The organism is Kitasatospora setae KM-6054, assembly GCF_000269985.1.
GTDB classification, from domain to species: Bacteria; Actinomycetota; Actinomycetes; order Streptomycetales; family Streptomycetaceae; genus Kitasatospora; species Kitasatospora setae.
In genome coordinates this window covers 2,914,983-2,932,183 of record NC_016109.1, presented here as the reverse complement: position 1 = coordinate 2,932,183, position 17,201 = coordinate 2,914,983, and the positions used below count along the sequence as shown (strand labels likewise).

Genomic DNA, 17,201 nt, shown 5'->3' with positions numbered 1-17,201 from the left:
GCAAGCCCCCTAGGAGACCCAACCGTGAAGAGCGCCGTCGAGACTCTGAACCCGACCCGGGTTCGACTTATCGTCGAGGTGCCCTTCGAGGAGCTCAAGCCCAGCCTCGACGCGGCGTACAAGAAGATCAACCAGCAGGTCACCGTTCCGGGCTTCCGCAAGGGCAAGATCCCGAACAAGGTGATCGACCAGCGCTTCGGCCGGGGCGCGGTGCTGGAGGAGGCCGTCAACGACGCGCTTCCGCGCTTCTACACGCAGGCCGTCGACGAGGGCCAGATCGACGTGCTGGGCCAGCCCGACATCACCGAGATCGAGGGTGTCGAGAACCTGGCCGACGGCGGGGACCTCAAGTTCACCGCCGAGGTCGACGTGCGCCCCGAGGTCACGCTGCCCGAGTTCGCCGAGATCGCGGTCGTGGTCGACCCGATCGAGGTCAGCGACGAGGACGTCGAGAAGTCGCTGGAGCAGCTGCGCGAGCGCTTCGCCTCGGTGAAGGACGTCGAGCGCGCCGCCACCGAGAACGACATCGTCGTGATCGACCTCGAGGCCAAGGTCGACGGCGAGGTGCCGGAGGACGGCACCGCCACCGGCGTGAGCTACGAGATCGGCTCCGGCCGGCTGCTGGACGGCATCGACGAGGCCGTCGTCGGCCTGTCGGCCGGCGAGTCCAAGACCTTCACCACCACCCTCAAGGGCGGCACCCAGGTCGGCAAGGACTCCGAGGTCACCGTCACCGTGACCGCCGTCCAGGAGAAGGAACTCCCCGAGCTGGACGACGAGTTCGCGCAGCTGGCGAGCGAGTTCGACACCCTGGAGGAGCTCCGCGCCGACTCCGTCAAGCGCCTTGAGCGCATGAAGGAGTTCGACCAGGCCACCCAGGCCCAGGAGAAGGTCCTCGACGAGCTGCTCTCGCGGGTCGAGCTGGACTACCCGGAGAAGCTGCTCGCGGACGAGATCGGCACCCGCAAGCACAACCTGGAGCACCACCAGCTGGAGCCGATGGGCCTGACCCTCGACACCTACCTCGCCTCCCAGGACAAGTCCCACGAGGACTACGAGAAGGAGACCGAGGAGCAGGCGAAGAAGGGCATCAAGACCCAGTTCGTGCTGGACCAGATCGTCAAGAACGAGGAGCTGGGCGTCAACCAGGAGGAGCTCACCGAGCACCTCATCCGTCGCGCCGCCGGCTCCGGCCTGACCCCGGACCAGTTCGCCCAGCAGGTCGTCCAGGGCGGCCAGGTGCAGCTCCTGGTCGGCGAGGTCGCCCGCGGCAAGGCGCTGGCCCTGGTCGTCGAGGCCGCCAAGGTCACCGACACCAACGGTGAGACCGTCTCGTTCGAGGACGAGGAGGAGACCACCGAGGCCGCCGGGACCACCGACGCCGCCGCGGAGGCCACCGAGGAGTCCGCCGAGGCCTGAGCCTCCTGACCGTCGGCCCGCCGACGGGACCAGCCGGATCCGGACGGGCCCGGACACCGAGAGGTGTCCGGGCCCGTCCGCGTTCCCCCTTGCGGGCGGCGGGCGTTCGGCCGACCCGCCCCGCACACCCTGCGCTCACAGCGAACAGTTCTGCGTGGGGGATTCAGCGGCAGGGCCTGCGCGTTAGGGTCGGTGGACAGCGACACACACGCAGATCGACTGAGCAGGTGGCTAAGTGACGTTCCCGCAGATGCAGATGCCTGGCCCGATGGCACCGCACGCCGCCGGCGGCGACGTGGGCGGCGGCCTGGGCGACCAGGTCTACAACCGGCTGCTCAACGAGCGCATCATCTTCCTCGGCCAGCAGGTCGACGACGACATCGCCAACAAGATCACCGCCCAGCTGCTGCTGCTCGCGGCGGACCCCGAGAAGGACATCTACCTCTACATCAACTCCCCGGGTGGATCCATCTCGGCCGGCATGGCGATCTACGACACCATGCAGTACATCAAGAACGACGTGGTCACCATCGCGATGGGCATGGCGGCGTCGATGGGCCAGTTCCTGCTGACGGCGGGCGCCAAGGGCAAGCGCTTCTCGCTGCCGAACGCCAACATCCTGATGCACCAGCCCTCCGCGGGCCTCGGCGGCTCCGCCACCGACATCCGGATCCAGGCCGAGCAGCTGCTCCGCACCAAGAAGCGGATGTCCGAGCTGATCGCCCAGCACAGCGGCCAGTCCTTCGACCAGATCACCGCGGACTCCGACCGCGACCGCTGGTTCACCCCGGAGGAGGCCAAGGCGTACGGCCTGATCGACGAGATCATGCACAGCGCCGCGGACGTCCCCGGTGGCGGCGGCACCGGCGCCGGCCTGGTCGGCTGACCGGCATCGCAACCCTGACCGCACGCTTCGGAGGACCAGAAACCATGAACATCCCCAGCCTGTCCGGTGCCAAGGCCCGCCTGGAGGACATGCGCGCCGAGGGCCGCTACATCGTCCCGCGGTTCGTCGAGCGCACCTCGCAGGGCATCCGCGAGTACGACCCGTACGCCAAGCTGTTCGAGGAGCGCATCATCTTCCTCGGCTCGCAGGTGGACGACGTCTCGGCGAACGACATCATGGCGCAGCTGATCTGCCTGGAGTCGATGGACCCGGACCGGGACATCTCGCTCTACATCAACTCGCCCGGCGGCTCGTTCACCGCGCTCACCGCGATCTACGACACCATGCAGTTCGTGAAGCCGGACATCCAGACGGTCTGCATGGGCCAGGCCGCCTCGGCCGCCGCGGTGATCCTGGCCGCGGGCACCCCCGGCAAGCGCCTGGCGCTGCCGAACGCCCGGGTGCTGATCCACCAGCCGTACACCGAGACCGGCCGCGGCCAGGTGTCGGACCTGGAGATCCAGGCCAAGGAGATCTTCCGGATGCGCGAGCAGCTGGAGACCATGCTGGCCAAGCACTCCAGCCAGACCGTCGACAAGGTCCGCGAGGACATCGAGCGCGACAAGATCCTCACCGCCGAGGAGTCGCTGGAGTACGGGCTGATCGACCAGATCGTCTCGACCCGGAAGAACTCCGCCACCGACTGATCCCCGCGCCCCGGGGCGGAGCGTACGTGACGTACGCCCCGCCCCGGGGCGTTCCGGTCGGGGCCCCGGTCCCGCACAATGGGCAGTCGGGTCCATGCACCCGCGACGGCATCTGTTCGGTATCAATTCGCCCAGGGCGTAGGGCAGAGCGGTCGAAGTCGGCGGAAACAGCGGCTCGGCAGAGTACCGTCGGATACCAGACCGACCGCCGACGGCGAAGCCGGTCTCACAGCACCAGGCCCCGACCCCCGCGGGGCCCCTGGCGAAGGGGAAGCACCTCGTGGCACGCATCGGAGACGGTGGCGACCTGCTCAAGTGCTCGTTCTGCGGCAAGTCGCAGAAGCAGGTGAAGAAGCTGATCGCCGGGCCAGGCGTGTACATCTGCGACGAGTGCATCGACCTGTGCAACGAGATCATCGAGGAGGAGCTCGCCGAGAGCTCCGAGGTGCGCTTCGAGGAACTCCCGAAGCCCCGCGAGATCTACGAGTTCCTCGACCAGTACGTGGTCGGCCAGGACCTCGCCAAGAAGGCGCTGTCGGTCGCGGTCTACAACCACTACAAGCGCGTCCAGGCGGGCGAGGCGGGGCGTTCCGGCAGCGGCCGGGACGACGCGATCGAGCTGGCCAAGTCGAACATCCTGCTGCTGGGCCCGACCGGCTCCGGCAAGACGCTGCTCGCCCAGACCCTGGCCCGGATGCTGAACGTGCCGTTCGCGATCGCGGACGCCACGGCGCTGACCGAGGCCGGCTACGTCGGCGAGGACGTCGAGAACATCCTGCTGAAGCTGATCCAGGCGGCCGACTACGACGTCAAGAAGGCCGAGACCGGGATCATCTACATCGACGAGATCGACAAGGTCGCCCGCAAGAGCGAGAACCCGTCGATCACCCGGGACGTCTCCGGCGAGGGCGTGCAGCAGGCGCTGCTGAAGATCCTGGAGGGCACCACCGCCTCGGTGCCGCCGCAGGGCGGCCGCAAGCACCCGCACCAGGAGTTCATCCAGATCGACACCACCAACGTGCTGTTCATCGTGGGCGGCGCGTTCGCCGGCCTGGAGCGGATCATCGAGGGCCGGGCCGGCGCCAAGGGCATCGGCTTCGGCGCGACCATCCGCTCCAAGCGCGAGGTCGACTCGGCGGACCACTTCCGCCAGGTGATGCCGGAGGACCTGGTCAAGTTCGGCATGATCCCGGAGTTCATCGGCCGCCTCCCGGTCATCACCAGCGTGCACAACCTGGACCGCGAGGCGCTGCTGCAGATCCTCACCGAGCCGAAGAACGCGCTGGTGAAGCAGTACCGCAAGCTGTTCGAACTCGACGGCGTGGAGCTGGAGTTCACCCGGGACGCGCTGGAGGCGATCGCCGACCAGGCGATCCTGCGCGGTACCGGCGCGCGCGGTCTGCGGGCCATCATGGAGGAGGTGCTGATGTCCGTGATGTACGAGGTCCCGTCCCGGCAGGATGTCGCCCGCGTGGTGGTCACCGGGGACGTCGTCTCCAAGCACGCCATCCCGACCCTGGTCCCGCGCGACATGATCAAGCGCGAGCGCCGGGAGAAGAGCGCCTGAGGCGCCCGCCCGTTCGACGCGAGGGGCCCCGCACCGTCCGAGACGGTGCGGGGCCCCTTCCGTTCGACCGCCTTGCGGCGAGGGCTACTTGAGCACCTCGGAGATCTGGCGCAGCTCGCGGGTGTCGGCCGCGATCTTGTCGACGCCGGCCTGCTCGGCCTGCTCCATCACCATCATGACGCTGGAGTAGTCGGCCCAGACGCAGACCGAGAGGTCCGGGGTGCTGGAGTCCGCGCTCTTGACCAGCGCGCAGTCCATCGAGCCGCCGAGCGGGCCGGCGTCCACCGTCTTCCGCTGCGAGACGGTGTCGCCCTCCTTCTCCATGGACTTGAACTGCTCGTCGACCTGCTTGGACGGCCGGCTCACCTTGCCGTAGCCGCCGGCCGCGATCAGGATCCGGGACTCGTCCTCCGAGCGGTAGAGCGCGGCGACGGTCTTCTCGGGCTGCAGCGAGTCCGGGTCGGCGGCCGCGTCCTGCTTCATCTGGTCGGCCATCTGCTGGGCGGCGTCCGCGCCGGCCTCGCTGCTCATGTCCTGGAACTTCGCGGGCAGCGCGACCTTGTACTTGCCGGTCTTCGCGACGGTGTCGTACGCGAGGTAGGCGACCACGCCGCCGCCGCCGAGGATCACCGCGGACACGATGGACAGCGTGATCCACAGGCCCTTGCGGGACTTCTTCGGCGGGGCCGGGTACCCGGGCGGGAAGCCGGGGGCGCCGGCCGGGTAGCCCTGCTGCGGGACCGGGGCGCCGCCCCAGGACTGCGCGGGCTGCTGCGCCGGGCCGGGGTAGCCGTACCCGGGCTGCGGGGCCGGAGCGCCCTGCTGCGGCGGTATCGGGGCGCCGGCGCCCTGCTGCGGCGGCCCGAAGCCGGGCTGCGGCGGGCCGAACTGGTTGTCGGACACGGATGGGGCTCCGTTCGCACGTGAAGGTCTGGGGCGGGGTCCTGCGGGGGTGCTCGCTCGGCGGGGCCGACCGGGCGGCGGTTACTTCGCGACGGTGGACGCGTCGCGGAACTGCCGGGCCAGCGAGGCGAGTTCCTCGACCGAGAGCTGCTTGCCGGTCGGGTCCAGGTTGGTCGAGCCGACCGAGCCGATCGTCGAGTGGGTGGCGAACAGGCAGACCGGCATCGCCTGCGCCTGCGAGGAGGCCGAGCCGCCGGAGGAGCCGAGCAGGCCGCAGCGCAGCTTGCTGCCCGAGTCCTTGGAGTCGTTCGCGGGGTAGTCGGTCAGCTTCTGCTTCCAGACCGCCTTCTCCGAGTCGCCGCCGGAGCCCCCGTCCCCGCTCTTGAACGCCTCGTCGAGCTTGGCGCTGAGCGCGTCCAGCGCCTTGCCCGGGTCGTTCACGGTGCCCCAGCTGCCGCCGAAGGTCGCGATGTCCTTGGTGCTCTTCTGGTAGGTCACGTTCAGCGAGCCCTCGAAGGTGCCGACGTTCTCCAGGCCCTTCAGCTCGCCCTTCTCGTTGGACGACTTCTTCGTGTAGCCCGCGACGCTGTCCTGCACGGCCAGCTTGTACTTGCCCGCGGTGTCCGAGCCGGCCCCGCCGCCGCCCTTCAGGCCCCACCAGAGGCCGCCGCCGATCGCGCCCGCCGTGACGACCACCACCAGGGCGATGATCCAGCCCTTGCCGCCCGAGGACGGCGCCGGCGGCGGCGGGTAGCCGCCGTAGCCCGGCTGCTGCGGCGGGCCGCCCCACTGCTGCGGGGGTTGCTGGCCGTAGCCGGGCTGCGGGGCGGGCGGCTGCTGCGGGTAGCCGTACCCGGGCGGCTGCTGCTGCGGGGCGCCGTAGGCGGGCGGCTGGGGCGCGCCGTAGGGCGGCGGCTGCTGGCCGTAGCCGGGCTGCGGCGGCGGAGCGCCGTAAGGCTGCTGCGGCTGCCCCTGCGGATACTGCTGCGGTCCCTGCCCCTGGCCGTACATCGTCGTCAGTCTCCCCCGCCGCTTGCGAGTTCCGCGGCCCTGTGGTCGGTCGAGTGGTCGAGTATGCGGCACGCTATCGTACGGCCCCCCCGGTGCGCCCGAGTGGTCCGGACACAATCGGTTCGTAACCGCGGTCCGCGCTTCCGTAAACTATGTGTCGTGACCGACACGACGAACCAGCGCCCCACGAGCTCGCAGCCCGGGGCCGACGCAGCCACCCTCCCGACGACCTACGCCCCGGCCGAGGTAGAGGGCGAGCTGTACGAGCGCTGGGTGGAGCGCGGTTACTTCACGGCCGACGCGAAGAGCGAGAAGCCGGCGTACACCATCGTCATCCCGCCGCCGAACGTCACCGGCGCGCTGCACCTCGGCCACGCCTTCCAGCACACGCTGATGGACGCGCTGACCCGCCGCAAGCGGATGCTCGGCTTCGAGGCGCTCTGGCTCCCCGGCATGGACCACGCGGGCATCGCCACCCAGAACAAGGTGGAGCAGCAGCTCGCCGAGGCCGGCCTGTCCCGGCACGACCTGGGCCGGGCGGCCTTCGTCGACAAGGTCTGGGAGTGGAAGGAGAACTACGGCGGCCGGATCCTCGGCCAGATGCGCCGGCTCGGCGACGGCGTCGACTGGTCGCGCGAGCGGTTCACCATGGACGAGGGCCTCTCGCAGGCCGTCCAGACCATCTTCAAGAAGCTCTTCGACGACGGCCTGATCTACCGCGCCGAGCGCATCATCAACTGGTGTCCGCGCTGCCTGACCGCGCTCTCCGACGCCGAGGTCGACCACGAGGACCTCCCCGGCGAGCTGGTCTCGATCCGCTACGGCGACGGCGAGGACTCGATCGTGGTCGCCACCACCCGCGCCGAGACCCTGCTCGGCGACACCGCGGTCGCCGTCCACCCGTCCGACGAGCGCTACGCGCACCTGGTCGGCCGGACCATCAAGCTGCCGCTGACCGACCGGGAGATCCCGGTCGTCGCCGACGAGCACGTCGACCCGGAGTTCGGCACCGGCGCCGTCAAGGTGACCCCGGCGCACGACCCGAACGACTTCGCGATCGGCCAGCGCCACGACCTGCCCAACCTGACGGTCATGGACGAGCGCGGCGCGATCACGGTGCACGGCCCGTTCCTCGGCCTGGACCGGCTGGACGCCCGGGCCGCCGTGGTCGGCGCGCTGCGCGAGCAGGGGCGCATCGTCGCCGAGAAGCGCCCCTACGAGCACGCGGTCGGGCACTGCTCGCGCTGCCGGACGGTGGTCGAGCCGCGGCTGTCGCTGCAGTGGTGGGTCAAGGTCGAGCCGCTGGCGAAGGCCGCCGGCGACGCGGTCCGCGACGGCCGGGTCGAGATCCACCCGAAGGAGCTGGAGCGCCGCTACTTCGACTGGGTCGACAACATGCACGACTGGTGCATCTCGCGCCAGCTCTGGTGGGGCCACCAGATCCCGGTCTGGTACGGCCCGGACGGCGAGGTCGTCTGCGTCGGCCCGGACGAGCAGCCGCCCGCCGGCGAGGGCTGGCACCAGGACCCGGACGTCCTGGACACCTGGTTCTCCTCCGGCCTGTGGCCGTTCTCCACCCTCGGCTGGCCGGAGAAGACCCCGGAGCTGGAGAAGTTCTACCCGACCGACGTGCTGCTGACCGGCCACGACATCATCTTCTTCTGGGTCGCCCGGATGATGATGTTCGGCCTGTACGCGATGGACGGCGAGATCCCGTTCAAGACGGTCGCGCTGACCGGGCTGGTCCGCGACCAGTTCGGCAAGAAGATGTCGAAGTCCACCGGCAACGCGGTCGACCCGCTGGACTGGATGGACGCCTACGGCGCCGACGCGGTCCGCTTCACGCTGGCCCGCGGCGCCAACCCCGGCGCCGACGTGCCGATCGGCGAGGACTGGGTCAAGGGCTCCCGGAACTTCTGCAACAAGATCTGGAACGCCACCCGCTTCGCCCTGATGAACGGCGCCACCGTCCGGGGCCCGCTGCCCGCGCCGGAGGAGCTCACCGCCGCGGACCGCTGGATCCTGTCCCGGCTGAACTCCACCGTCACCGAAGTCGACGCGCTGTACGAGGACTTCGAGTTCGCCAAGGTCTCGGACACGCTGTTCCACTTCGCCTGGGACGAGGTCTTCGACTGGTACGTCGAGCTCTCCAAGACCACGCTGAACAAGGGCGGCGCGCAGGCCGACCACGCCCGCCGGATCCTCGGCGAGGTGCTGGACGTCACGCTGCGGCTGCTGCACCCGATCGTCCCGTTCGTCACCGACGCGCTCTGGACGGCGCTCACCGGTGCCGAGTCGGTGGTGGTCGCCGAGTGGCCGAAGGACTCCGGCTACCGGGACGCCGACGCCGAGTCGGAGATCGCCCTGCTGCAGCAGGTGGTCACCGAGGTCCGCCGGTTCCGCAACGACCAGGGCCTGCGCGACACCCAGAAGGTCCCGGCCCGGCTGGAGCTGGCCGGCCACCGGTTGGGGGTGCACGAGGCGGCGATCCGCTCGCTGCTGCGGCTGACCGTGCCGGAGGAGGGCTTCCACGCCACCGCCTCGCTGCCGGTGGCCGGCACCGCGGTCGAGCTCGACCTGTCCGGCACCATCGACGTCCCGGCCGAGCGCAAGCGCCTGCAGAAGGACCTGGCCGCGGCCGAGAAGGAGAAGGCGCAGTCCCAGGGCAAGCTCGGCAACGAGGCGTTCCTGGCCAAGGCGCCGGACGAGGTGGTCGCCAAGATCCGCACCCGGCTGTCCGCCGCCGAGGCCGACATCGAGCGGATCACCGCCCAGCTCGCGGCGCTGCCGCAGGGCTGACGCCGCGCCGGCGCGCGGCGAGGGCCGCCGCCCCCTCGGGGAGCGGCGGCCCTCCGCCATTTCCCGGGTTGTTCCGGACGGTTTGTCAATTCCCTTGCCCGCGCGTCGCGGTGCGGGTTCCGCGCCGCCTATTCGACGCCATTGCCGGGCAATTGGCCCCCCGCGCCAATTGGAATGCATTGCCCGGCCGATCCCCGCGCGTTCAGCGACCTTTGCACATCGGATGTGTACGGTGGGCGGAAGTTCCATTCGGGCGGGCGCGAACGGAGGGCACGCACATGATGGCGACCGGGGAGTTGGCCGACGAACTTCCGGACGGACTTCCGGGTGAACTCCCGGACGAACTCCCGCCGGAAGAGGTGGAGGCGGCCAAGTCCCGGGCGGCGACCCTGCTGTTGGCATTCCGGCACGGAAACCAGGTCGCCTTCGACGCCGAGCTGGACCGGCTGCTCGACGAGCACGTCGAGCGCGAGGTGGCCACCCTGCTGGTCTGGATCGCCGCCGAGGCGGTCCGCAAGGCGTACGCCCCCGAGGTCGCCGACCGGGTGCTGCGCGGCCTGGCCCGGCGCGCCCCGTACACCACCGACCAGGTGGCGGTGGACGAGGAGGCGGCCGGCGCCGCCCTGCTGCTGGAGGCCGTGGCCGGGGGCGACGTCGGCCGGGTCCGCGCGCTGGTGGCCGGCACGCCCGACACCACCTACCTGCTCGGCGGCCTGGTGCAGGCGGTGGCGATGATGCTGCCGCTGCTGCCGGAGGGCGAGGTCGAGGAGATCGCCGCCGAACTGCGCCGCCGGCACGCCGGCCGGCTGCCGATGCCCCGCGCCACGCTTTGACGGATCGTCACTGCGCGCCCCGGGACGGGGGGTTGCCGTCCCGGGGCGCGCGGAGTCGGTCAGGTCACGGCATCGCGTGCAGGTGCGCGCCGATCGTGTTGGCGATCTGGTTGCCCGCGGTGGCGTCCCAGTTGGTGGACCAGGTCATCGCGCCGCCGATCGTCGGCCAGGTCTGACTCGGCTTGAACGAACCGCAGTTGGTGCCGGAGGCCAGGCAGTCCAGCGCGTTGTTCACGGTCGCCGGGCTGATGTACCCGCCGCCCGCCGCGCTGGTGGAGGCCGGGACGCCCAGGCCGACCTGGTCGGGCCGCAGGCCGCCCTGGAGCTGGATGCAGGCCAGGCCGGTGAGGAAGTTCTCGGTGCCCTGCGAGTACACGCCGCCGTCGCAGCCGAGCATCGCCCCGCTGTTGTAGTACTGCATGTTGACGATGGTCAGGATGTCCTTGGTGGCCAGCGCCAGCTTGAAGTACTCGCCGCCGGTGGACTGCATGCCGATGGTCTCCGGCGCCATGGTCAGCACGAAGCCGGACCCGACCTTGGCGGCCAGGCTGTGCAGCGCCTGCGACATGTAGGTGGCGTTGACGCCGTTCTCCAGGTCGATGTCGATCCCGTCGAACCCGTACTGCTGGATCAGGCTGTAGGCCGAGTTGGCGAAGGTGGTCGCCGAGGCCGAGTCGGAGACCGAGACGGTGCCGTTCTGCCCGCCGACCGAGATGATCACCTTCTTGCCGGCCGCCCGCTTGGCCGCGATGTCGGCCTTGAACTGGGCCTCGGTGTAGCCGCCCAGCTTGGAGGAGAGCGTCGGGTCCAGGGTGAAGCTGAGCCCGCCCCGGGTGCTGGTGGCGTCCGCGAAGGCCACCGCGATGATGTCGTACGCGGCCGGGACGTCACTGATCCGCTGCGGCGTCGCGCCGTTGTAGAAGTCCTGCCAGTAGCCGGTCAGCAGGTGCTTGCGCGGCGGCGGCGCGGTCGGGCTGCCCGACGGGGACGTGCTGCCCGTCGGGGTCCCCTCGGTGACCGACGGGGACGGCTTGGGGCTGCTCTGCGACGGCGACGGCGTCGGGTCGACGATGATCGTCGGCGTGGGCGACGGGCTGCCGGGGGCGGTGCCCGGGCCGACCAGCGAGACCTTGTCCACGGTGAACGGGGTCTGCCCGTACCAGCCGTGGAACCAGACCGACACCGAGGTGGTGGACGCGCCGGTGGTGAAGGTCGAGGTCAGGGTGTTCCACCCGGCGTTGGAGCTCCAGGTGGACGGGTCGGTGCCGCCGGTGCCGGTGACCCCCGCGAAGACGTAGCCGCCCTGCACGACGGCGCTCAGGGTGTACGTCGAGTTGGGCAGCACGGTGACGCTCTGGCTGCAGTTGGCGTAGTCGTTGCCGGCCGGCGCGCCCTGCAGGTCCCAGCCGGTGGCGGTGTTGTTGACCGCGGTGACGGTCGGGCCGCAGGTCCACGGGCTGATGTGGTTGCCGGCCGCGAAGTCGCCGTTGGCGACGACGTTGACGTTCGGCGCGACGTCGGCGGTGGCCGTGCCGGAGCCGGCCAGGGTCAGGCCGACCAGGCCGACCGAGGCCGACAGCAGGCCGGCCAGCAGGACCCGGCCGGTGCGCGGGCGGGGCGGGGGCGGGGGCGGTAGTGCACGCATGCCATCTCCATGTGGGGGAGTGTCGATGGGTCGCGGTGCGGGGAGCTTCGTGCGGGAGCGTGGGAGCGCCTCACACGGTGGAGTAGACCAATTCCGGTGTCAAGAGGGCCTGTCGGCGCTCCGCGGGCGAACCGCCGCTCCGGCGCCGGTCAGACCTCCAGCGCGGTCGGCGCGCCGGCCACCGTCAGCTCGGCGTTGCGCCGGGTCTTCGCCCAGCCGGTGCGGCCGCGCAGCTCCCGCCAGACGGCGCGCGGCGCGACCAGGAAGAGGTGGTAGGTGTACAGCCACAGCGCCAGCCCCCAGAGCAGCCCGACCGCCCAGCGCAGCCCCGGGTACTCGCGCCGGCGGTAGCCCACGCCCCAGGCCGCCATCGGCAGCGCGCCCAGTGCGAAGGCCGCCAGCGCCAGCAGCCCGAACCGGGCCCAGAACGCCGCCGAGTCGGCCGGGTAGAACGCCTCGCCGGCCAGCGCGATCCCCGCCGCCAGCGGGGTCAGCACCACCAGCGCCACCGCCACCACCGGCTGCAGGCAGGTGTACAGCACCTCGGCCCGCCCGCCCCAGCCGTAGTGCGGCGAGCGCATCACCCGCGGCACGTACCGCAGGCACTGCAGGGTGCCCTGCGACCAGCGGGTGCGCTGGGTGAGGAAGCGCCGCCCGGAGACCAGCGCCTCCTGCGAGACCCGGGCCTCCGGCACGTGGGTCAGCCGGAACCCGGCCAGCCCCAGCTCCAGGCTCGACTCGTAGTCCTCGATCAGCCCGCGCTGCGGCCACGGCCGCCCCTCGCAGCCGTCGACGCCCGCGGCCAGCGCGTCCAGCGCGGACAGCCGGACGAACTGCCCGTTGCCGCCCAGGCCGACGCTGCCGGTGCGGCGGCGCAGCAACTGCATCCCGGTGTTCGCGGCCAGGAACTCGACGTCCTGCATCCGGGCCAGCAGTCGGGCGAAGGCGTTGGCGGCCCGCCCCCGGCCGGGCAGCGGGACGCGGACGTCGGCGTTGCGCATCACCACGCCGATCTGCACCGCGGCGGTGTCCGGCCGCCCCATCGCCCGCGCGTTGGCGACGTGGCCCAGCGCGCCGGGCTCCAGCCGGCCGTCCGCGTCGATCACGCCGAGCACCACCCGCGAGCGGTCGGTGCCGGGCGGCAGCCAGGCGCCGACCGCCCGGTAGGCGGCGTTCAGCGCCGCGCCCTTGCCGATCCGGGCGTCCGGCCGGCGGCGGCGGACCGGGTGCACCATCGGGTCGCGCCCGGCGGCGGCCGCGACGATCTCGCCGGTGAGGTCCTCGCTGGCGTCGTCCACCACCCACAGGTGCGCCTGCGGGGCGGCCCAGCGCAGCTCGGCGATGGTCCGGCCGATCACGGTCTGCTCGTCCCGGCAGGGCACCACCAGGTGCCAGTCCAGCGCGTCCGGGTCGCCGGGCGGGATCCCGCGGCCCCGCCGCATGGCGCTCGCCGAGCCCGCCCAGTACAGCAGGTACCGGCCGAGCACCAGCACCATGTAGGCGAGCACCAGCGCCGACAGCACCGGTGCGATCCGCAGGAAGAACAGGTCCATGCCTCCAGGGTCCGCGAGCCCCGGGCCGCGCCGACCGGGACGGACGGCCCGTCCGGCCGGGACCTTCGGCCCGGCCCGCGGCGGGGCGCCCGTCCGGGCCGGACGCGCGGAGTCCTTAGACTGGCGGGGTGAGCGACAAGGCCGAGCCGAACCCCTACACCGTCCGTCCCGCCGACGCCGGTGGCACCGACCCCGAACTGCGCGCCGTCGAGGCCGAGCTGGCCACCCGCTGGCCGGAGAACAAGCTGGAGCCCTCGCGCGACCGGATCGAGGCGCTGATGGACATCCTCGGCCAGCCGCAGCGCTCCTACCCCTCGATCCACATCACCGGCACCAACGGCAAGACCTCCACCGCCCGGATGATCGAGCAGCTGCTCGGCGCCTTCGAGCTGCGCACCGGCCGCTACACCTCCCCGCACGTGGAGTCGGTCACCGAGCGGATCAGCCTGGACGGCGCGCCGATCAGCGCCGAGCGGTTCGTCGAGACCTACCGGGACGTCGAGCCCTACGTGCGGATGGTGGACGCCGCCCAGCCGGTCGCGATGTCCTTCTTCGAGGTGCTCACCGGCATGGCGTACGCGGCCTTCGCGGACGCCCCGGTGGACGTCGCGGTGGTCGAGGTCGGCATGGGCGGCACCTGGGACGCCACCAACGTGATCGACGCCCAGGTCGCGGTGATCACCCCGATCGGCCTGGACCACACCGACAAGCTCGGCGACACCACCGGGAAGATCGCGGTCGAGAAGTCCGGGATCGTCAAGCCCGGCGCACTCGCCGTGGTCGCCCAGCAGCAGTTGGACGCCGCCGAGCAGATCCTGCGCCGCGCCGTCGAGGTGGACGCCACGGTCGCCCGCGAGGGCATGGAGTTCGGCGTGCTGCGCCGCGAGGTCGCGATCGGCGGCCAGCTGGTCACCCTGCGCGGCCTCGGCGGCCACGAGTACCAGGACCTCTTCATCCCGCTGCACGGCGACCACCAGGCGCAGAACGCCGCGCTGGCGCTGGCCGCCGTCGAGGCGTTCTTCGGCATCGGCCAGGGCGGCGCCGAGCACCTGGACGAGGAGAAGGTCCGGCAGGCGCTGTTCGGCGTCTCCTCCCCGGGCCGGCTGGAGGTGGTCCGGCGCAGCCCCACCGTCATCCTGGACGCCGCGCACAACCCGCACGGCGCGCAGGCCGCCGCCGCCGCGATCGGCGAGGCGTTCGGCTTCACCAAGCTGGTCGGCGTGATCGCCACCAGCGGCGACAAGGACGTCACCGGCCTGCTGGAGGTCTTCGAGCCGATCCTGGCCGAGGTGGTGATCACCCAGAACTCCACCCACCGCGCGATGCCGGTCGACCGGCTGGCCGCGATCGCCGTCGAGGTCTTCGGCGAGGACCGGGTGCAGGTCGAACCCCGGCTGGACGACGCGATCGACGCGGCCGTCACGCTCGCCGAGGAGGAGGACCTCGGCGGCGCCGGCGTCCTGGTCACCGGCTCGGTCATCACGGTGGGCGAGGCCCGCCTGCTGTTCGGAAGGAAGTAGCCGCCGATGCGCATCCTGTGCTCCTCCACGCTGATCGGCGAGGCCCTGCTGATCATGTTCGCCGGCCTGGTCGCGATGAAGCTCACCGACGTCGGCGCCGGCACCATCTGGACGGTCAGCGCGGTCGCGATGGTCCTGTGCGTGCTGCTCTGCGGCGTGATCACCCGCCCCGGCGCGGTGTACGTCGGCTGGGCGCTGCAGGTGGCCGTGCTGGCCAGCGGCCTGGTGCTGCCGACCATGTACGCGTTCGGCCTGGTCTTCGGCGGCCTGTGGTGGTGCTCGGTGCACTACGGCCGCCGGATCGACGAGATCAAGGCCCGGCGGGCCGCCGCCGAGGAGTCGGCCCCCGCCGTTCCGGCCACCGCCTGACGGCCGGGTGGACGGCCTGGTCACCGGGCCGTCCACCTCGCCGGGGTAGTGTCGGGGACACAGTCAGGCACGACCGAACACCTCAGGAGCCGCACCGTGTCCCAGCGCACTCTCGTCCTGCTCAAGCCCGACGCCGTACAGCGCGGCCTGGCCGGCGAGATCATCAGCCGGATCGAGCGCAAGGCCGGCTGGCGGTTCGCTGCGATGGAGCTTCGCACCTTCGACCGCGCCACCCTGGAGCAGCACTACGCGGAGCACGTCGGCCGCGACTTCTACGAGCCGCTGCTCGCCTTCATGACCTCCGGCCCGTCGATCGCGCTGATCGTCGAGGGCGAGAACGTCGTCCCCGGGATCCGCGCGCTGGCCGGCGCGACCGACCCGTTGGCGGCCGGCGCGGGCACCATCCGCGGCGACTACGCGACCATCACCCGGGAGAACCTGATCCACGCCTCGGACTCCGCCGAGTCGGCCGAGCGCGAGATCAAGATCTTCTTCCCCGCGCAGGCCTGAACCCCCGCCGGGCCGCGCGCCCGGGTGTGAGGGTCCGGTGGTGATCCGGTGCCCCGCGCCCACCCGGGCGCGGGGCACCGCTCCGCGCGGGAACGCCCAGCTCAGCGGCCGAATGGCGGGTCGGGTTGCTCCCTCTGGGCGTTAATCCTCAAATCACGGAACCCTACCCTCCGACACGGCGTCCCAATGCCAGGAGAAGCTGATTCGCCCCCGGAGAATGGGCGGGACGCCGTACCAGCGGTCCGCCTCCGGCGGCGTGGCTACGATGGACCCCAACTCACGGGCACGGAGCGGCCGCTCAGCCGCCGTCAGCCCCTCCACGGGCCCGCACGGCCGGCCCGTTCTCCCCGCCCTTGATCCGAACTCGGGAAGGCACTCGACATCCCATGGCGAACAACCTGTCGTTTCTCGGCCGGGACCTGGCGATCGACCTAGGCACCGCGAACACGCTGGTGTACGTCCGTGGCAAGGGCATCGTGCTGAACGAGCCGTCGGTGGTGGCCGTGAACACCAACACCGGCGGGATCCTCGCGGTCGGCGCCGAGGCGAAGAAGATGATCGGCCGGACCCCCGGCAACATCGTCGCGATCCGCCCGCTCAAGGACGGCGTGATCGCCGACTTCGAGATCACCGAGCGGATGCTGCGGTACTTCATCATGAAGATCCACCGCCGCCGCTACCTGGTCCGCCCGCGGGTCGTGGTCTGCGTCCCGTCCGGCATCACCGGCGTCGAGCGCCGCGCCGTGGTCGAGGCCAGCATGCAGGCCGGCGCCCGCCAGGTGCACATCATCGAGGAGCCGATGGCCGCGGCGATCGGCTCCGGCCTGCCGGTGCACGAGCCCACCGGGAACATGGTGGTCGACATCGGCGGCGGCACCACCGAGGTCGCGGTGATCTCGCTCGGCGGCATCGTCACCGCCCAGTCGCTCCGGGTGGCCGGCGACGAGCTGGACAGCGCGATCGTCCAGCACATCAAGAAGGAGTACAGCCTGCTGCTGGGCGAGCGCTCCGCCGAGCAGATCAAGATGTCGATCGGCTCCGCGTTCGGCCTGGAGGGCGAGAAGGACGAGCACGCCGAGATCCGCGGCCGCGACCTGGTCTCCGGCCTGCCCAAGACGGTGGTCATCTCGGCCGCCGAGGTCCGCGAGGCCATCGACGAGCCGGTCAACTCGATCATCGACTCGGTGAAGACCACGCTGGACCAGTGCCCGCCGGAGCTCGCCGGCGACGTGATGGACCGCGGCATCGTGCTCACCGGCGGCGGCGCCCTGCTGCGCGGCCTCGACGAGCGGCTGCGCCGGGAGACCGGCATGCCGGTGCACATCGCGGAGAACCCGCTGGACTCGGTGGCGCTGGGGGCGGGCAAGTGCGTCGAGGAGTTCGAGGCGCTGCAGCAGGTACTGGACGCCCAGCCGCGTCGTTGAGCAAGGCAAATCGAACTACACACCGAGCCGGGCAGACGAACACCCGGCACGAAGG

The 17,201-nt window shown here is 71.4% G+C and carries 14 protein-coding genes; 10 read left to right on the top strand and 4 right to left on the bottom strand.

Annotated elements, in window-relative coordinates:
• Window positions 1-24 precede the first annotated feature (24 nt).
• From tig to clpX, 4 genes are all read left to right on the top strand, one after another.
• On the top strand, window positions 25-1,419 hold the full coding sequence (gene tig, locus KSE_RS12905) for a trigger factor (protein WP_014135755.1): 1,395 nt from the start codon (window positions 25-27) through the stop codon (window positions 1,417-1,419).
• Between the two features lie 268 nt (window positions 1,420-1,687).
• A complete protein-coding gene (locus tag KSE_RS12900; protein ID WP_106437920.1) occupies window positions 1,688-2,305 on the top strand; it encodes an ATP-dependent Clp protease proteolytic subunit in 618 nt (205 codons plus the stop codon).
• Between the two features lie 44 nt (window positions 2,306-2,349).
• Window positions 2,350-3,012 (top strand): ATP-dependent Clp protease proteolytic subunit, encoded by a 663-nt coding sequence (locus KSE_RS12895; RefSeq protein ID WP_014135753.1) that lies wholly within the window; start codon window positions 2,350-2,352, stop codon window positions 3,010-3,012.
• A gap of 280 nt (window positions 3,013-3,292) precedes the next feature.
• Window positions 3,293-4,579, top strand: coding sequence for an ATP-dependent Clp protease ATP-binding subunit ClpX (clpX, locus tag KSE_RS12890; RefSeq protein ID WP_014135752.1), 1,287 nt, complete (start codon window positions 3,293-3,295; stop codon window positions 4,577-4,579).
• Between the two features lie 84 nt (window positions 4,580-4,663).
• Here the strand turns inward: clpX and KSE_RS12885 are convergent, their stop codons facing one another.
• Together KSE_RS12885 and KSE_RS12880 are read right to left on the bottom strand one after the other, a co-directional pair.
• Window positions 4,664-5,482 carry a hypothetical protein gene (locus KSE_RS12885; protein ID WP_014135751.1) on the bottom strand — a complete coding sequence of 273 codons (819 nt, stop codon included), beginning with the start codon at window positions 5,480-5,482 and terminating at the stop codon, window positions 4,664-4,666.
• Window positions 5,483-5,563: 81 nt separating this feature from the next.
• Window positions 5,564-6,493 (bottom strand): hypothetical protein, encoded by a 930-nt coding sequence (locus KSE_RS12880; RefSeq protein ID WP_014135750.1) that lies wholly within the window; start codon window positions 6,491-6,493, stop codon window positions 5,564-5,566.
• A gap of 159 nt (window positions 6,494-6,652) precedes the next feature.
• Here KSE_RS12880 and KSE_RS12875 point away from each other — a divergent pair, with 159 nt between their 5' ends.
• Window positions 6,653-9,292 carry a valine--tRNA ligase gene (locus KSE_RS12875; protein ID WP_014135749.1) on the top strand — a complete coding sequence of 880 codons (2,640 nt, stop codon included), beginning with the start codon at window positions 6,653-6,655 and terminating at the stop codon, window positions 9,290-9,292.
• A gap of 278 nt (window positions 9,293-9,570) precedes the next feature.
• Window positions 9,571-10,125, top strand: a complete 555-nt coding sequence (locus KSE_RS12870) for a hypothetical protein (RefSeq protein ID WP_014135748.1) — start codon at window positions 9,571-9,573, stop codon at window positions 10,123-10,125.
• Window positions 10,126-10,189: 64 nt separating this feature from the next.
• Here KSE_RS12870 and KSE_RS12865 read toward each other — a convergent pair whose 3' ends face one another.
• Both KSE_RS12865 and KSE_RS12860 read right to left on the bottom strand, forming a co-directional pair.
• Complete coding sequence (locus KSE_RS12865; RefSeq protein ID WP_014135747.1) at window positions 10,190-11,770, bottom strand: chitinase; 1,581 nt, start codon at window positions 11,768-11,770, stop codon at window positions 10,190-10,192.
• Window positions 11,771-11,919: 149 nt separating this feature from the next.
• Entirely contained in the window at window positions 11,920-13,323 is a 1,404-nt protein-coding gene (locus KSE_RS12860; protein WP_014135746.1) for a glycosyltransferase, read from the bottom strand.
• A gap of 128 nt (window positions 13,324-13,451) precedes the next feature.
• Between KSE_RS12860 and folC the strand changes: the two genes are divergently transcribed.
• The 4 genes from folC (at window position 13,452) to KSE_RS12840 (ending at window position 17,146) form a co-directional block, all read left to right on the top strand.
• Window positions 13,452-14,843, top strand: coding sequence for a bifunctional tetrahydrofolate synthase/dihydrofolate synthase (gene folC / locus KSE_RS12855; protein WP_014135745.1), 1,392 nt, complete (start codon window positions 13,452-13,454; stop codon window positions 14,841-14,843).
• Between the two features lie 6 nt (window positions 14,844-14,849).
• Window positions 14,850-15,212 carry a DUF4233 domain-containing protein gene (locus KSE_RS12850; RefSeq protein WP_014135744.1) on the top strand — a complete coding sequence of 121 codons (363 nt, stop codon included), beginning with the start codon at window positions 14,850-14,852 and terminating at the stop codon, window positions 15,210-15,212.
• 96 nt (window positions 15,213-15,308) lie between these two features.
• Window positions 15,309-15,722, top strand: coding sequence for a nucleoside-diphosphate kinase (gene ndk / locus KSE_RS12845; protein WP_014135743.1), 414 nt, complete (start codon window positions 15,309-15,311; stop codon window positions 15,720-15,722).
• 398 nt (window positions 15,723-16,120) lie between these two features.
• Window positions 16,121-17,146, top strand: a complete 1,026-nt coding sequence (locus KSE_RS12840; RefSeq protein WP_030458241.1) for a rod shape-determining protein — start codon at window positions 16,121-16,123, stop codon at window positions 17,144-17,146.
• The last annotated feature ends 55 nt before the right edge of the window (window positions 17,147-17,201 follow it).